This window comes from Rhodothermales bacterium (assembly GCA_039944855.1).
Taxonomy (GTDB): Bacteria; Bacteroidota; Rhodothermia; order Rhodothermales; family JANQRZ01; genus JBBSMX01.
Genome location: JBDUXZ010000005.1, coordinates 599,357 through 615,592, shown reverse-complemented (window position 1 = coordinate 615,592; position 16,236 = coordinate 599,357). Strand labels below are relative to the sequence as shown.

At 67.8% G+C, this 16,236-nt stretch carries 9 protein-coding genes; 3 read left to right on the top strand and 6 right to left on the bottom strand.

Features of this window, described 5'->3' with window-relative positions:
• Positions 1-100: 100 nt before the first annotated feature.
• From ABJF88_05205 to tatA, 6 genes are all read right to left on the bottom strand, one after another.
• Positions 101-3,514 carry a TonB-dependent receptor gene (locus ABJF88_05205; protein ID MEP0546309.1) on the bottom strand — a complete coding sequence of 1,138 codons (3,414 nt, stop codon included), beginning with the start codon at positions 3,512-3,514 and terminating at the stop codon, positions 101-103.
• 492 nt (positions 3,515-4,006) lie between these two features.
• A complete protein-coding gene (locus ABJF88_05200; GenBank protein MEP0546308.1) occupies positions 4,007-7,114 on the bottom strand; it encodes a TonB-dependent receptor in 3,108 nt (1,035 codons plus the stop codon).
• A 300-nt stretch (positions 7,115-7,414) separates the two neighbouring features.
• Complete coding sequence (yihA, locus tag ABJF88_05195) at positions 7,415-8,026, bottom strand: ribosome biogenesis GTP-binding protein YihA/YsxC (GenBank protein MEP0546307.1); 612 nt, start codon at positions 8,024-8,026, stop codon at positions 7,415-7,417.
• A 69-nt stretch (positions 8,027-8,095) separates the two neighbouring features.
• Positions 8,096-8,974, bottom strand: coding sequence for a succinate--CoA ligase subunit alpha (sucD, locus tag ABJF88_05190; GenBank protein MEP0546306.1), 879 nt, complete (start codon positions 8,972-8,974; stop codon positions 8,096-8,098).
• A gap of 72 nt (positions 8,975-9,046) precedes the next feature.
• Positions 9,047-10,573, bottom strand: coding sequence for an amidase family protein (locus ABJF88_05185; GenBank protein ID MEP0546305.1), 1,527 nt, complete (start codon positions 10,571-10,573; stop codon positions 9,047-9,049).
• Positions 10,574-10,656: 83 nt separating this feature from the next.
• Positions 10,657-10,956, bottom strand: a complete 300-nt coding sequence (gene tatA, locus ABJF88_05180) for a twin-arginine translocase TatA/TatE family subunit (protein ID MEP0546304.1) — start codon at positions 10,954-10,956, stop codon at positions 10,657-10,659.
• Between the two features lie 175 nt (positions 10,957-11,131).
• Here tatA and add point away from each other — a divergent pair, with 175 nt between their 5' ends.
• The 3 genes from add (at position 11,132) to aroA (ending at position 16,228) form a co-directional block, all read left to right on the top strand.
• Complete coding sequence (gene add, locus ABJF88_05175; GenBank protein ID MEP0546303.1) at positions 11,132-12,175, top strand: adenosine deaminase; 1,044 nt, start codon at positions 11,132-11,134, stop codon at positions 12,173-12,175.
• 197 nt (positions 12,176-12,372) lie between these two features.
• Positions 12,373-15,000 carry an ATP-binding protein gene (locus ABJF88_05170; protein ID MEP0546302.1) on the top strand — a complete coding sequence of 876 codons (2,628 nt, stop codon included), beginning with the start codon at positions 12,373-12,375 and terminating at the stop codon, positions 14,998-15,000.
• The gene (gene aroA, locus ABJF88_05165; protein ID MEP0546301.1) at positions 14,954-16,228 is read left to right on the top strand and encodes a 3-phosphoshikimate 1-carboxyvinyltransferase; all 1,275 of its coding nucleotides are present in this window, start codon (positions 14,954-14,956) and stop codon (positions 16,226-16,228) included. The genes ABJF88_05170 and aroA overlap by 47 nt, the downstream gene beginning before the upstream one ends.
• Positions 16,229-16,236 lie beyond the last annotated feature (8 nt).

Here is a 16,236-nt window from a genome sequence, read left to right as displayed (position 1 = left end):
CCGTGTTTGATGGAGTGGGTAGTCTAACTGGGGAGGTGAAGCGCTGTATAGGCCGGGTGCGGCGGAGCATCTCTCCGCCGCACCCAGATGCAGGGCGCGCTTAGAAGTCGAGCAAGAAGCCGAGGCGGATACGCCGGGGCGGGCCGTAGAAGAAGCCGCCACCCGAGGACTGGGAGCCGCCGACGTTCACGGGGCCGCTGATGTACGTGTTGTAGTTGAACGTACGGCCGGTCTCATCCGGCGCGTTCGTCAAGAACGACGTCCCACCGGGCGTGAACAGGTAGCCGTCCTGATCGGCCAGCCCAGTCGCGCGGTACACCGCCACGATGTTCTCCGTGTCCAGGAGATTCTGGACCCAGAGGTACGCCTTCAGCCGCGAGTTCCCGAGGCCGAGGTCGAAGCTCCGGTCGATGCGCAGGTCGATCCGCGTCGTGGCAGGCAGCGTGAGGCTGTTGATCTGCCCCGCCACCGGCGACGTGAACGAGTCGTTCACGCTGAAGGCGGCGGCGGAGAGCGGCGTGTAGCGCTGGCCGCTCCCGAACGAGCCGAGGACGTTCACCCCGAAGTTCTCGAGGATCCGCGCGCCACCCAACATCGGGCCTTCGTCGGAGCCGAAACGGTAGTCCAGCGAGACGTTCCCGGTGTGCCGCTGGTCGAAGTCCGCCGGGCTGATGAAGTTCGGGAAGTACGTCCCACGCCACACGACGGTGCCGGTGGAGGAGGCGTCCGAACCCGTCCCGCTCGCGAAGGAGAGGGTGTAGTTCGCGTTGATCGAGAGGTTGCTCGTCCGGCGCAGGTCGAAGCCGAGCTCGACGCCCTTCGTCGTGGTGAAGTCGGCGTTGAGGTAGGTCCCGTACTCGGGGTTGGCCCCGAAGAGCGTCCGGTTCGAGATCTTGTTCTCCTGCGTCCGATAGAAGCCGGACAGCGTGAGGGCGGCCCGCTCCCCGACGCGCTGACGGAAGCCGAGCTCGTACTGCGTCGTCTTCTCCGGCTCGAGGTTCGGATTCGACGTCCGCGAGTTCTGGCCCGTCAGCACCTCGTAGGTGGTGAACGGCGTGAAGGACTGCTCGGTCGGGCGCTGGCTCGTGACGTTGTAGCTCGCGAAGAACAGCGCGCGGTCGGTCACGGGGAAGCTGACGCCGACACGGGGCATGAACGTCACCTGCGGCTCGTAGTCCGTGAAGATCGTCGAGAGCGGGGCTTCCACCTCTTCGACCTGGCCGGACGCGGCACCCGTGACGTTGTCCTGCGTCGTGGAGATGCCTTCCGCGTCGAAGAAGTTGCCATCGAGGTCGCGGTAGCCAACGATCTCGCCGCCGTCGTTGAAGTAGAGGGCGTAGTCCGAGCCAATCGAGCCAGGGATGCTGAAGCCATCACCCTGGAAGAAGTTCGACTCCGGGTTCGTCAGCTCGCCTACGAAGTTGCTCGGGCGGGCGATCGGGAACGGCGCGAACGCATCGAGGAGGACGGGCGTGTTGTTGTCGAACACGTCCACCCGGAGCCCGAGGTTGATCACGAGGTCCCGGAACTCGATTTTGTCCTGCACATAGCCGGCGTAGTAGATCGGCTTGTGCGGGGCGACGTCCGTGCTCGTGCCGTCGAAGTATGCCTGAATGTCCTGGTCGTCCACTTCTTCGGTCCCGAGGTAGTTGTACCCGTAGCGCGTCACGATCTGCTCCTCGACGACGTCGAAGGGGAGCTGGTCGTAGGACTGAACGCCGTTCGGGAAGGCGGCGCTCGGCGCGATGGCCCCATCGAGGTCGTTGTAGTAGCGCGCGAGGGCGCCGCCTGCGATGTCGAAGAACCGCCGCGTCTGCTGCTCGAACTCGCCACCGAACTCGATCTGGTGGACGCCGAGCTGCGTAGTCGCGCTACCCGAGAAGCGGAACTGCTGGTCGTGCTGCTGCTGGAACCGCGTCAGCTGCGCGCCGGGGAGGTTGAACGTGCCGCCCACTGAGGTCGGCCGTCCGCCGCCGTCGGTCGTGAAGAGCTGCTGGTATTCCCCGTTGCGGAAGACGAGATAGCGGCGCGCGATGTCGCTGTACGCCGCGTCGATGTCGCCGTAGAACAGCGCGTCCTCGACCTGATCCGAGAAGCCGTTGGGGTACTGGACGAACTTGTAGTCCTGGTACTCGCCCTGGATCTGGTAGAACGCGTTGTCCGAGAGGCGCTGGCGGAAGGTGCCGTAGGCACGCCAGCTATCCCGCTCGTCGTTGTAGAACCGGTCGCGGTTGTAGAGCGAGTTGCCGAACGTGAACTCGTCCGTGGACTGGCGATCGTAGCCGCCGCCGAGGCGGAGGCTGAGCGCGCTCGAGATGTTGAAGTTGACGTTCCCGTTGAACGTGAAGTTCTCCCGGGGCGCGTCCTTGCCGCGCTCGAAGTCGAAGCGGTCGGCCGTGTAGGTCTCCGGCGCGAAGACGAGGAAGTTGTTCTCCGCCACCCCAAACCCGGCCGGGATGCTCCCACCGAGGAGCGTCACGAGGCTGTCGTTGTCGATGCCGTCGCGGAAGCCGCCGTTCTCGTCGAAGAAGAGGTCGGAGCTGAGTGGGATGAACATCTCGTCCCCCGCTGCCACGCCTTCGCCGCAGTTGAACCCGGCTTGGCACACGAGCCGAACCACCTGCGGGTTCTGCTGCAAGGCGGCGAAGTCGTCGTCCGAGAGGCGGTACGTGTCGACACTGTACGTGTTGTAGTCCGACTCGAACGTGCCCTGCCCGGAGAGGAAGAAGCTAGCCCGGCCCGGAACGATAGGACCACCGATCGCGAGGGATCCGAGGTTATATCCGAAGGCGTCGAGCACTTCGCTCGTGATGAACTCGGCGGAGCCGAAGAAGTCGGAGCGACCCGTCTTCGTCGTAATCGAGATGACGCCGCTCTGCACGTCGCCGTAGCGAGCCGGAATCGTTCCAATGAGGAGCTCCTGCTCTGCGATCGCGCCCTGGTTCACGCCGATGGGCGCGCTCCCGGTCACCTTCACGCCGTCCACGTAGTAGGCGATCTCCTGCTCACGGCCGCCACGGACGAAGAGGTCGTCGTCACGCCCGTTGTTCACCACGCCGTTCTGGATCGAGGCCACGCTGGCCACGCCGCGGATCGGCAGGTTCGAGATCTCCTCGCCCGTGACCACCCGAGGCGCGCCGATGGCGTCCTTCTGGATGATGGGGCGCTCGTAGGTGACGGTCACCTCGCCCAGCGACTGCGGGCCGAGCTCGAAGCTCTGCTCGGTCGTGTAGCCCGAGGAGATCTGCACCGCCTCGACCGTCTGGGTCTGGTACCCGACGAACGACGCCGTGACGTCGTACGTGCCGACGGGGACACCGATGATGAAATAGTTACCGTCGATGTCTGTGGCGGCACCGAGCTGCGTGCCTTCCAAGATGACGTTGGCGCCCGGCAGTGGGTCACCGAGGTCATCGACGACGACGCCGGCGAGCCTGCCGGTGTTCTGCGCCACTGCTGCTAGCGGCGTAGCTAGCAGCAGCATGAGCACGAGTGTACCCAGGTTGCGAAGCATATGCTACCTCCTCCGAAATGGTAGTGCTGTGTTGAGATTGAGCAGGGCTGAGGGCCACCGCTCAAGTTTGGATTGGGGATTGCGTTGGAGCTACCGCCAGCACCCGTGGTTGCGACGAGCTAGATGCAACCAGACGGGTTGCACGTGCGGGGCCCCTTGCAAGCGACGGCTCCCACGACGACCCGGTACGGGTCCGAAGTGCCGAGAGCGCGATGCCTCTCGTATGCTGCCCGACGGTGTGGCCGAGCATGTGGGATAGTAGAAGAGCCGTAGCAACGACAATAGGTGAGTCCCCTGGGTTGGGCGGTTCGATCTGGTGGGTCGTAATCGTTCCGTAACGCGGTTGCGAATATATGCGGGGGCTTTGGAAGTTGTCAAGGCATTCACAATGCCCTGCTCCCTGAACGGATACTAAATAGGTCCCAGCCGCCGTTATCGATGGTTGGTCCTCCTTTTTTACCCGGCAGAGCCGCTGCCCCACGCATCGTTCCGTCAGAAGTCCAGCCTCACTCCGAGCCGGACCCGGCGAGGCGGGCCGTAGAAAAGCGGGGCGCTGGAACTCTGCACTCCCCCAATATTAACCGGGCCGCCGACATAGGCAAGGTAATTAAACGCCCCTCCCTCCGGATCGGGCTGATTGCTCACGTAGCTCTGCCCGCCCGGCGTGTCGAGGTACCCGTCGTTCCCCGCCTTCCCCGTCGCTCGGTAGACGGCGAAGACGTTCTGCCAGTCGAACACGTTCTCGACCCACAGAAACGCCGTCACGGTGCCCGGTCCGGCGCCGAACTGCTTGTCCACGCGGAGGTCGAGTCGATGCGTCCACGGGAGCCGGGCGCTGTTGATAGTACCGCTGGTTGGGCTTGTGAACGTGTCCCCCACCGCGAACGACGCCGCAGAGAGCGGCGTGTACGGGCGACCGCTCTGGGCAGAGAAGACGGCTCCGAACCCGAACCCGTCGAGCAACGAGGAGCCCCCCACGTCCAGGCCCGTCCCGCTGCCGAGCCGTACGTCAGCGACGACGTCGAGCGCGTGGCGCGTGTCGTAATCGGCCGGGCTCGTGAGGTCCGCGAAGAAGCTCCCCTGCCGCACGATAGTGCTCGTCGCTGCGGCATCAGAGCCCGTGCCGTCGGCAAAGGCGAGCGTGTAGTTCGCACGGAAGGCGAGGCCTTGCGTGCGGGCCATCGCCACGGCGAGGTCTAGGCCGTAACTCGACACCGTGCCGGCGTTCCGATACGTACCGTAGTTCGGAAAACCACCGCCTAGTACTCTGCGCTCGATCACGTCGCTGTAGCGGCGGTAAAACGCGGCGGCATCGGCCCGCAGGCTCCCGGTCGGCTGGACGCGGACACCGGCGCCGAACTCGTCGGTGACTTCGGGGCGGAGCGCGGCGTTGCCGACGAGGCTCTGCCCGGTGACGGTCTGGTACGCGGTAAACGGTGTGTACAGCGCGGCCGACGCGCGCCGAGCCGTCCGGTTGTAGTAGGCACGCAGGCTCGCCTGCTCCGACACGGCGAACTGAATCCCCACGCGCGGTTGCCATACGACGTGCGTCGGGGCCGTCTCGAACGCCGTCGCGCGTGGCGCATCGGTCGTCTCGACCTGCCCCGAGCGACGCCCGGTGATCTCATCGGCTGACGATTCCTGTCCTCCCGCATCGAAGAAGGTGCCGTCGAGGTCACGGTAGCCGACGACCGTTCCGCCATCGTCGAAGTACACGGCGTAGTCGGAGCCGATGCCGTTCGGCCGGGCGTCGAGCGAGCCAGCGCGCACGATCGGGAACGGGGCGAAGAGGTCGAGCGGCACCGTCGCGTCGCTCCCGAAGGCTTCGACGCGGAGCCCCATGTCGAAGGTTAGCGCGTCCCACGCGAATTGGTCCTGCACATACCCGGCGATATACGTCGGACGGTACGGGGCGACGTCGGTGTTCGAGCCCTCGAAGTACCCGCTCACGTCTTCGTCGTCGACCGTCTCGGTCCCGAGGTAGTCGTAGCCGTAGCGCGTGATGATCTGCTCCTCGACGACGTCGAAGGGGAGTTGGCCGTAAGACTGCACGCCGTTCGGGAAGGCTGGGCTTGGCGCAATAGCGCCGTCGCCGTCGCTGTAGTAGCGCGCTAGCGACGCACCGGCGAGCTCGAAGCGGCGATGCGTTTGCCGCTCGAATTCACCCCCGAACGTGACGGCGTGCGCGCCGAGCCGGACCGATGCGTCGCCGGAGAGTCGGAACGCGGAGCCTTCCTGTTTGCGATACGTCGTGGCGGAGCGGCCGGGCAGGAAGAACGTCCCCGCCGCCCGGTCCGGCCGCGCGCCGCCGTCCGCCGTGTACAACGATTCGTACGTGTCCTGGCGCCGGACGAAGTAGCGCCGCGCGACGGCGTTGAAGTCCGCGTCGATGTCGCCGTAGAACAGGGCGTCGGCGGGGTCGTCGGAGAACCCCTGCGGATACTGGACGGCGCGCCACCGCTGATAGCTCGCTTGGAGGTCGTACGAGGCGGCGTCGGTGATTCGGTGCCGGAGCGTGGCGACGTAACGGCCCGCGCTGCGCTCGGCTTCGTAGAGCCGGTCGCGGTTGTAGAGCTGGCTCGCGTAGCGCTCGGCCAACGCGGCAGTCTGGTCGTAGTGCTCGCGGCCGACCGTGCCGCCGAGGCGGAGCCGGACGGTCGGGGCGACGTGGAGCGTGGCGTTTCCGCTGAGGGCGAGGTCGCGCAACGGGTCGTCTTTGGCGCGGACACGCTCGAAGCGGTCGGCGGTGTACGTCTGCGCCGCGTTGATCGGGCCCGAAATCTCGGCGTCGTTGGGAAGACCGAGGGCGGCGCGGAGGTCGGCTTCGGTGAACGGCTGCCCGGCGGCGACGGCGGCCTGCGCCGCCTCTGTCGGGAAGGGGACGTACTGCGTCTCGCCCGCGCTGTCGCTGAGCCGGACGACCTGCGGGTTGGCGACGAGGTCGGCGTACGCCTCATCGGAAAGCTGGTACGTGTCGATGCCGTACGGCGTCGCGTCGCTCAGGCTGCGGGCTTCGCCGGTGAACGCGAACCGGCCGAGCCGGGCGTTGCCGATCGGGCCTTCGACGGAGAACGCGCCGAGGTTGTAGCCGAACGCGTCGAGCCCCTGCGAGGTGATGCCCTCGGCGCGGGCGCCGTAGCGGTCGCCGCCCTCCCGCGTCTCTACGAGCACGAGCCCGGCTCCCGCCTCGCCGAACCGCGCCGGCACGAACCCCGTCAGCACCGCCACCTCGTCTACCGCCCCGAACGGCACCACGGGCTCACCGACGACGCGGACGCCGTCGATTACGTAGACCGGCCCCTGCCCGACGCGCGCCGCGTCGAACACGCCTGACGTGAGGGGCGGCGCGACGCCGGGATGGGCCCGGAGGACGAGGTCGCCCGTCTCGGGATCGCTCATCATCCCCGGCAGCAGCGTCCCCACCTCCTGCAGCGAGCGGACGGGCAGGCCGCCGAACCCCGGCCCTCCCCTATCCGTCCGCGACCAGCGTGCGGCGTCGAGCGAGTCGAGGTCCAGCGAGCTACGGAACGGGGAGTCAAGCGCGGGTTGCGCGGCGACGGGGGCAGCCAGCAGGGCGCAGAGCAGAGCGAAGCGGATCACGATGTGGGAGCGAAAGCGGGAAGATGAAAGCGCCGAAGCTAACGCTCCGCACTCAGTTGATCATCCCGCTGTCCGATTTTCGTAGACCGGCCTTGCTCTGTTGAGAAGTTCGAATGGATGTCATCCTGAGCGGAGGTCGCAGGCCGGAGACGAAGAATCCGAAGGCTCGGCGAAGCCCATCTCTCCGGGGAAGCCTGCAACAGACTGTTGAAACCGTGCCAGCAGAGATCCCTCGGCTCCACTCCGTTTCGCTCGGGATGACAACGTGGTGAGCTTCTCAACAGAGCAACCGGCCTGCCTTCACCGTACGTCCGTCAGCAGTTCGACCCACTGCCAGATCTCGTCGGCGCCCTCTTTCTTCTCCGCCGATGTGAGAACGACGGGGAGGTCGAGGCCCATCCCTTTGAGCCGGCGCTTGAGTTCGGCGACGCGGCTGCGCTGCTGGTTCTTGCCCAGCTTGTCTGCCTTCGTCAGCAGGATGACGTACGGGATCGGCCCGCCCCTCAGAAGGTCGAGGAGTTCCTCGTCGAGCTTCGTCGGCGGGTGGCGACTATCTATAAGGTGGAAGATCACGCCGAGCGGCTCGCGCTCGGTGACGTAGCGGCCGATGAGCTGCATCCACTTCTCGCGCTGCGTCTTCGAAACCTTCGCGTAGCCGTAGCCGGGGAGGTCGACGAAGTAAAACCCGCCCTGCCCCTGCTGGTCGGCGTTGGCGAGGTAGAAGTTGAGCGTCGTCGTCTTGCCCGGCGTGTTGCTCGTCCGCGCGAGCGCCTTCCGCCCGATGAGGTAGTTGAGGAGCGAGCTTTTTCCGACGTTCGAGCGGCCGACGAAGGCGAGTTCCGTCCGCCCGTCGTCCGGGAGTGAGGCCCACGTCCCGGCGGCGGTCGCGAAGTCGACGTGTTTGATCTTCATGGGCAGCCTCTATATATGACGTAGGGGCGAGGCAAGCCTCGCCCCTACCGGAGCCAGAGAACGGTCCGTTTACGCGACCTGCTCGAAGTGCGCCTTCACCGTCTCGCCGATCTCGGCGGGGTTGAGGATGACCGTGATCCCCGCCTCGCGCATCGCGTCGAGCTTGGCGTCGGCCGTGCCTTTGCCGCCGGAGACGATCGCGCCCGCGTGGCCCATCCGACGGCCGGGAGGTGCGGTGCGGCCCGCGATGAACCCGAAGACCGGCTTCGTCATGTGCTCTTTCACGTACGCCGCGCCCTCCTCCTCTGCCGCGCCGCCGATCTCGCCGATCATCACGACCGCCTCGGTCGCGTCGTCGGCCTCGAAGAGGCGGAGCGCGTCGATGAACTGCGTGCCGACGATCGGGTCGCCGCCGATGCCGACGGCCGTCGTCTGCCCGAGCCCCTGCCGAGTGAGTTGGTCCACGGCCTCGTACGTCAGCGTGCCCGAGCGCGAGATCACGCCGATGGGGCCTTCGGAGAAGATCATCGTCGGCATGATGCCGACCTTGCACTCGCCGGGGGTGAGGACGCCGGGGCAGTTCGGCCCGATGAGCCGGACGCCCTGCTTCTGCACGTAGGCATACGCCGGGATCATGTCGGCGACGGGGATGCCTTCGGTGATGCAGATGATGACCTCGACGCCGGCCTCGGCCGCCTCGATGATGGCGCCGCCCGCGTACGGCGGCGGGACGAAGATGCACGTCGCGTTCGCCCCCTCGCGCTCGACGGCCTCGCGCACCGAGTCGTAGACCGGCCGGTCGAGGTGGGTCTGCCCGCCCTTGCCGGGGACGACGCCGGCGACGACGTTCGTGCCGTACTCGATCATCTGCTCGGCGTGGAAGGAGCCTTCTTTTCCGGTCAGGCCCTGCACGACGAGCCGGGTGTTTTTGTCAACGAGGATGCTCATTCGATCGCGGATTGGGGATGGGGAAAGCGGAGTGGCTGTTCGATAGATACTTCAAACGACGGAATCGAACATCTAAAATCGCGTGATTGCGTCGCCCGCGCGCAGCAGCGTCGCCTCGTCGAAGGCGGGCGCGAGGAGTTGGACGCCAATCGGGAGCCCGCTCGGGTGCGGCGTCGGCGCGGGCACGACGAGGCCGGGAATCCCGGCGAGGTTCGCCGTGACGGTGTACACGTCGGAGAGGTACATCTGCAGCGGGTCGTCGCTCTTCTCGCCGAGGCGGAACGCGGGCGCGGGCGCGGCCGGCGTCAACAGCACATCGACATCCTCGAACGCGCGCTCGAAGTCGCGGCGAATGAGGGTGCGGACGCGCTGCGCCTTCGCGTAGTACGCGTCGTAGTAGCCCGACGAGAGGACGTAGGTGCCGAGCATGATGCGGCGTTTGACCTCGTCGCCGAAGCCCTCGGTGCGGGTCTGCGCGTAGAGCCGGTGCAGCACGGAGTCCTGTCGGTCGAGCAGCCGCTGCGTCGCATCGCGTTGCTCGTCGCTCTGAGCTTCGGCGAGGGCGGTTTCGAGCGCGGCGCGCTCGTCGGCGAGCGTGCGACGGACGGCGTTCGCGTCGGCGCGGTGGCCGTAGCGGACGCCGTCGTAGCGACCGAGGTTGCTCGACGCCTCAGCGGTGGCGAGGATGTAGTAGACGGCGACGCCGTAGCGCGTGTGCGGAAGCGAGACCTCGCGGACCTCCGCCCCCGCCGCCCGCAGCGCCTCGGCCCGGTCCTCGACGGCAGCGCGAACGTCCGCATCGAGCCCGTCGGCGAAATACTCCGTCGGCATCCCGACCTTCAGCCCGCGCACGTCGCCGTTCAGTTCCGCACCGAAGTCCGGCACGTCGACGGGCGCCGAGGTCGCATCGCTCGGGTCCGCGCCGGCCATCACGCGGAGGATCGCGGCGGCGTCTTCGACGGTGTGCGCGAGCGGGCCGATCACGTCGAGCGACGAGGCGAAGGCGACGAGACCGTAGCGGCTTACGCGGCCGTACGTCGGCTTGAGCCCGACGACGCCGGTGAACGCGGCGGGCAGGCGGACCGAACCGCCGGTGTCGGAGCCGAGCGCGGCGTGGCAGAACCCGGCCGCAACGGCGGCGGCGCTCCCGCCCGACGAGCCGCCGGGGACGTAGTCGGGGTTGCGCGGATTCCGGGCGGGGCCGAAATAGCTCGTCTCGTTCGACGAGCCCATTGCGAACTCGTCGCAGTTGAGCTTGCCGAGGATGATGGCGCCGGCGTCGCGGAGCCGGCGGACGGCGGTCGCGTCGTAGAGCGAGGTGAAGTCCGCGAGCATCTTCGAGCCGCACGTCAGCGGCCGGCCCGCCACCGCGATCGTGTCTTTCACCCCGAGCACGAGCCCCTTCAGCGGGAGGTCGTCGCCCCCAGCGTCGAGGGCGCGCGCCCGCTGCATCGCGCCGTCGCGGTCGACGGAGAGGAAGAGGTTGAGCGCGTCGTTCTCCGCGTCGATCCGCTCCAGAAACGACGCGACGAGGGCAGCGCAGGTCGTCTCGTCGTGGGCGAGCGCCCGGCGGGCGTCGGCGAACGTGGGGTGAGGCATGGGGAGCGGACTTAAACGACCGCAGGGGCGACGCGCACGTCGCCCCTGCAGGTGAAAACGGACGGCGGAATCGTGCGCGGCGACTACAGCTCTTCGATGTCGGGCTTCACCGTGCGGGGCTCCGCGTCCGGCTTGGCGCGCTGCGCGGGGGACTCGCGGCGCGGCTCCGGCGCCCCGACGGCGGGCTGGCGCGGGGCCTGGATGTTCCGGCGCGGCGGCTCGTCGTCGATCGACAGTTCGCGCTTGATGTCCGTGGTCGCGTCTTTGAATTCGCGAATGCCCTTGCCCATGCCGCGCGCGATCTCGGGGATGCGCTTCGCGCCGAAGACGAGGAGGATCACGAGGAAGATGATCAGTAGTTCAGGGACGCCGAGGGAGCCCATGACAGAACCTATGCGGCAAATGGAAAAGGTGGGAGGCGTAAGCTACCGTCCTCCCGAGCGAGGAGCAACAGGGCGCTTGAAGCGTCGCCGAAACGAAGTGTTCCGCCCGATCTCCGCGCGGCGGCGGCGCGCAGTACGAGCCGGGCGGCGTATTTTGCGACGAAAACTTCGCCCCATGCCCGAGCTCTCCCGCGCCGACCTCCTCGCCTGGCCCAAAGCCGAACTCCACTGCCACCTCGACGGCTCGCTCCGGCTCTCGACGATGCTCGACCTGGCCGAGCAGCAGGGCAAGCTGGCCCTCCTCCCCGCCACCGACGAAGAAGCCCTTGGGCAGAAGCTGCTGCAGATCGACGACGCCGAAACGCTGGAGGAATACCTCTCGTGGTTCGGCTACACGATCCCGCTGATGCAGTCGGCCGAAGCGTTGCGCCGGATCGCGTACGAACTCGCCGAGGACAACGCGAAGGAGAACGTCCGCTACCTCGAAGTCCGCTACGGCCCCGTCCTCCACACCGACGAAGGCCTCACGCTCGACGAGGTGAACGACGCCGTGCTCGCCGGGCTGCGCGACGCCGAGCGCGACTTCGGCATCCGCACGGGCCTCATCGTTTGCGGCCTGCGCGACCGGTTCGAGAGCGCCTCGCTCGCGCAGGCCGAGCTCGCCTCGCGCTACCGCGGGCGCGGCGTCGTCGCCTTCGACCTCGCGGGCGGCGAGGCGGGCAACCCGTCCGAGATGCACGGCGCGGCGTTCTACCACGCCCGCAAGCACCTCCTCGCCATCACGCTCCACGCGGGCGAGTCGTTCGGCCCGGCGTCGATCCGGCAGGCGCTCTTCAAGTGCGGCGCCCACCGGATCGGCCACGGCGTCACGCTGCGGCAGGACCCCGACCTGATGGAGTACGTGATCGACCACCAGATCCCGCTCGAGATGTGCCCGACGAGTAATGTGCAGACCCACGTCGTGACGGGGTACGAGACGCATCCGATCCGGGAGTACGTCGAGGCGGGCGTGGCCGTGACGGTCAACACGGACAACCGGCTGTTCAGCCACACGACGGTGACGGACGAGTTGTGGCTCGTGCACGAGCGATGCGGGGTGAGCGCCGAGCACGTCCGCGAGATCGTGCTCAACGGCTTCCGCCATGCGTTCCTCCCATGGGAAGAGAAGGAGGCGCTGCTCGCGGAGGTCGCGACGGCCCTCGCCGTGCCGGTCGGGTGAGACGGGTCGCGCGTGCCACACGGGCGGCGCGCTTTAAAAAGGGCCTTTAGTTGGAGTTATGCGGGCTTAAGGGAGACGGAATCACTGCCGACACTACGCGTAGAGGCCGCGCTCTCAGGTTCGGTCTCGCCGTGAACCTCCTTCTGAATCGGGCCGTCGCAGGCCCGTCCGCCTGACCCGCGCGCTTCGCCTACGCCATGGCTCTTTCTTTGAAAGTCACGCACAAGCTCTCGCTGAGCTTCTTCCTCATTGCCCTCCTCGTCGGAGGTCTCGGCTATCTCGCCCTCACCACCGGAGCGTGGATCGAGCGCAGCACGGACGCCCTCGACGAGGGCGCGCTCGAAGCGGTAGCCGTCGCCAACGGCATGGCCCGTGCGGCGCAGGCGACCCAGACCTCCATGCAGGAGATCGCCGCCGTGCCCGCGTCGGACCCCGCCTCGGAGGCGGCGGCGACGGCGCGGGAGACGCTCTCCGGCCAGCTCGCCGTATTCGACCGGCACCTCACGGAGCAGCTCTCGGCCGACGGAGGTTCGAGCCGGCTCCAGGAAATCCAGCAGGCGTTCGGGACCTACACCGCGCTCGCCCTCCGGCTCTCGGAGATGAGTGAGACGGTGCCCGCCAATGCCGCGGCCATGCTCGACGCCGAGATCGAGCCGTTCTACTTCGAAACGTTCGCGCCCCTGCTCGAGAAGCACGTGGCCGATGCGAACACAGCCCTCGCCGAACGCGCAGCCAGCGTCAGCGCAGCGGCGCAGTGGGTCGGCCGAATCGGAGCCGGCGCGGCGGGGCTCGTGCTCCTGATCACCCTCGTGCTCGGCTTCTTCCTCATCCGGTTCATCGCCCGCTCGCTCCGCGCCCTCACCGACGCGGCCCACGCCATCGGCGAAGGCCGCCTCGACGACCGCGTCGAGATCGAATCGGCCGACGAGATCGGCCTGCTCGGCCACGCCATCAACGGGATGATCGACCAGCTCTCGAGCACGACCGTCTCGAAGAGCTACGTCGAGAACATCGTGCAGTCGATGGCCGACCCGCTCGTCGTGGTCGACCCCCACGTCAAGATTGCCATGGTGAACCAGGCGGCGCTCGACCTCCTCGGCTACGAACGCGAGGAGCTCCTCGGCAAGCCGGTGATGACGATCTTCGCGCACGCCGGGCGCAACCGCGGCGCCGCCATCAAGCAGACGATCGAGCAGGCGCTAGCCGGGAACGTCGAGACGAAGTTCCGCGTGCGGCCCGATGGCGAGATCCCCGTCTCGCTCTCGTCGGCCCTCGTCCGCGAAGGGAACGACGTGCTCGGGCTCGTGATCGTGGCGAAGGACATCACGGTGCAGAAGCAGTTCGAGACCGAGCTGATCGAGGCCAAAGACAAGGCCGAGCAGATGGTCCACCTCCGCGACGCCTTCCTCGCGAACATGAGCCACGAGATCCGCACGCCGCTCACCGGCATCCTCGGCTCGGCGCAGGTGCTCGCTGAAGTCGTCGCCGAGGGCGACCAGCGCAACCTCGCCAAGATCATCGAGGACGCCGGGACGCGCCTGCTCGACACGATCAACTCCGTGCTCGAGATGGCGCGGATCGAAGCGGGCGAGGTGCAGCCCGAAGTCGAGGTCCTCAACCTCCTCGACGAGGCCGAGGCGTCGGCCCGCGTGCTCCAACCCGTCGCCGACAAGCGCTGCCTGCTCCTCCGCGTGCAGCCGCCCACCGAGGCCGTCTACGCCCAGATCGACCGGAGCTGCCTCCACCGCATCCTCAACAACCTCCTCGGCAACGCCGTCAAGTTCACCCGCGAGGGCGCCGTCTCGGTCGAGATCGAGGCGACGGCCGACGACGCCATCATCACCGTCCGCGACACCGGCGTCGGCATCTCGAAGCAGTTCCTCCCCCACCTCTTCGACGACTTCAAGCAGGAGTCGACCGGGCTCAAGCGGAGCCACGAGGGCAGCGGGCTCGGCCTCGCGATCACGAAGAAGCTCGTCGAGATGATGGGCGGGAAGATCTCGGTCGAGAGCATCAAAGGCATCGGCAGCGCCTTCTCCGTCACGTTCCCCCGCGTCCCCGTCGAGCAGGTGCCGGAGGCGCTCCCCCAGAACGGGAGCGCGGCCAAGCCGGCCCCGAAGAAGCCCGCCGCCGCGCGCTACCCGTGGGAGACCGAGGAGTCCCTCGTCGCCGAGGAGCCGACGTTCGTGCCGCCGCCGGCCGCCGAGGACCGCACGCCCCGCGACATCCTCCTCATCGAGGACAACGCGCAGAACGCCTACATGGCGAAGTTCATGCTCCAGGACTACGAGGCCGACATCGCGACGACCCCGGAGGAGGCCATCGAGCAGGCCCGCCACAACCAGTACCGCCTCCTCCTCGTCGACATCAACCTCGGCGCCGACCGCTCCGGTATCGACCTCCTGCACGAGATCCGGGGGATTGAGGGCTACGAGCTCGTGCCCGCCGTCGCCGTGACGGCCTACGCCCTCCCCGGCGACGAAGACCGCTTCCTCAACGAGGGGTTCGACGACTACGTCGCCAAGCCCTTCCGCAAGGAGACGCTCATCGCCGCGGTGGAAGAAGCCTTCGCCGCCGCCGAGAAGCCCGACGACGGGACCAACCTCGAAGCGATTTTGGATGGTAGCTTCGACGACCACGACGCGCTGATCTTCGAAGAACCCCACGCCAGCCTTGAGCCCACCCCTGCCGCCGAGTTCGAATCCGAGTTCGACTCCGAATTCGAATCGGACTTCGACTCCGACTTCGAGCCCGTCACCCTCTCCGACGAGCCGCACGATCCGTCCGGCGACGGGGCTGGCGAGCCGCGTCCTGTTACCGGCTGACAAATCCGTCTCCCACCGCGCCGCGCTCCTCGCCGCGCTCGCCGACGGTGATTCTGAGATCGTAGGCTTCTCCGACGCCGCCGACCCCCACGCGACGCTCGCGTGCCTCCAGGCACTCGGCGTCGCGTGCACGTTTGGCCCCGACAGCCTCGTCGTCCACGGGCGCGGCGGGCGCTTCACGCCGCCCACCGCCCCGCTCGACTGCGGCAACTCGGGCACGACGATGCGCCTCCTCGCGGGCCTCCTCGCCGGCCAGCCGTTCGACTCCGTCCTCACCGGCGACGCCTCGCTCCGTGGCCGCCCGATGGCCCGCATCGCGGACCCGCTCCGCCAGATGGGCGCTCACATCGAGTTGACCGACGGCCACGCCCCGATCCACATCGCCGGCCGCCAGCTCCGAGGGATCGAGTACGAGTTGCCCGTCGCGTCGGCACAGGTGAAGAGCTGCGTCCTCCTCGCCGGCCTCCTCGCCGAGGGCACGACGACGGTCATCGAGCCCATCCCCTCGCGTGACCACACGGAGCGGATGCTCGGGCTCGACGTGCTCGAACTCGGCGGGCAGCGTACCGTCACCGTCGAGGGTGGGCGCGTGGTGAAGCCGGGCGCGTGGATCGTCCCGCGCGACTTCTCGGCGGCGGCGTTCTTCCTCGTCGCCGGGGCGACGAATGCGCACAGCCACATCGAGGTGAAGAGCGTCGGCCTGAACCCGACGCGCAGCGCGTTCCTCGATGTGCTCCGCGCCATGGGCGCGACCGTTACCGTCAGCAACGAGCGGACGCGCCACCGCGAGCCCCTCGCCGATCTCACGGTGCAGAACGATGGCGGCCGGCTCCACGGCGTGTCCGTCAGCGGCAATCTCATCCCAAACTTGATTGACGAGATCCCGATCCTCGCCGTCGCGGCGGCGTGTGCCGAAGGACGGACCGAGATCCGCGATGCGGCCGAGCTCCGCGTGAAAGAGACGGACCGCCTCGCCGCGACCGCCGCCTTCCTCACCGCGATGGGCGCCGACGTCGAAGAGCTCGAAGACGGCCTCATCATCGAGGGCGGACGCCCACTCCACGGCGCCACCGTCGAGAGCGAGGGCGACCACCGGATCGCGATGGCCGCCGCCGTCGCCGCCCTCACCGCGACGGGCGAGGCGACGATCCGCGACGCAGACTGCGTGGCCGTCTCGTTCCCCGCCTTCTGGGACGAGTTCGACCGGCTCACCGGCGCGGCCGACTGAGCCCGATG

What these genes read in the sequence shown, in the direction of transcription:
- ABJF88_05205 (MEP0546309.1), bottom strand. Translation starts at nt 3,514, where the DNA reads ATGCTTCGCAACCTGGGTACACTCGTGCTCATGCTGCTGCTAGCTACG.
- yihA (MEP0546307.1), bottom strand. Translation starts at nt 8,026, where the DNA reads ATGAAGATCAAACACGTCGACTTCGCGACCGCCGCCGGGACGTGGGCC.
- sucD (MEP0546306.1), bottom strand. Translation starts at nt 8,974, where the DNA reads ATGAGCATCCTCGTTGACAAAAACACCCGGCTCGTCGTGCAGGGCCTG.
- ABJF88_05185 (MEP0546305.1), bottom strand. Translation starts at nt 10,573, where the DNA reads ATGCCTCACCCCACGTTCGCCGACGCCCGCCGGGCGCTCGCCCACGAC.
- tatA (MEP0546304.1), bottom strand. Translation starts at nt 10,956, where the DNA reads ATGGGCTCCCTCGGCGTCCCTGAACTACTGATCATCTTCCTCGTGATC.
- add (MEP0546303.1), top strand. Translation starts at nt 11,132, where the DNA reads ATGCCCGAGCTCTCCCGCGCCGACCTCCTCGCCTGGCCCAAAGCCGAA.
- ABJF88_05170 (MEP0546302.1), top strand. Translation starts at nt 12,373, where the DNA reads ATGGCTCTTTCTTTGAAAGTCACGCACAAGCTCTCGCTGAGCTTCTTC.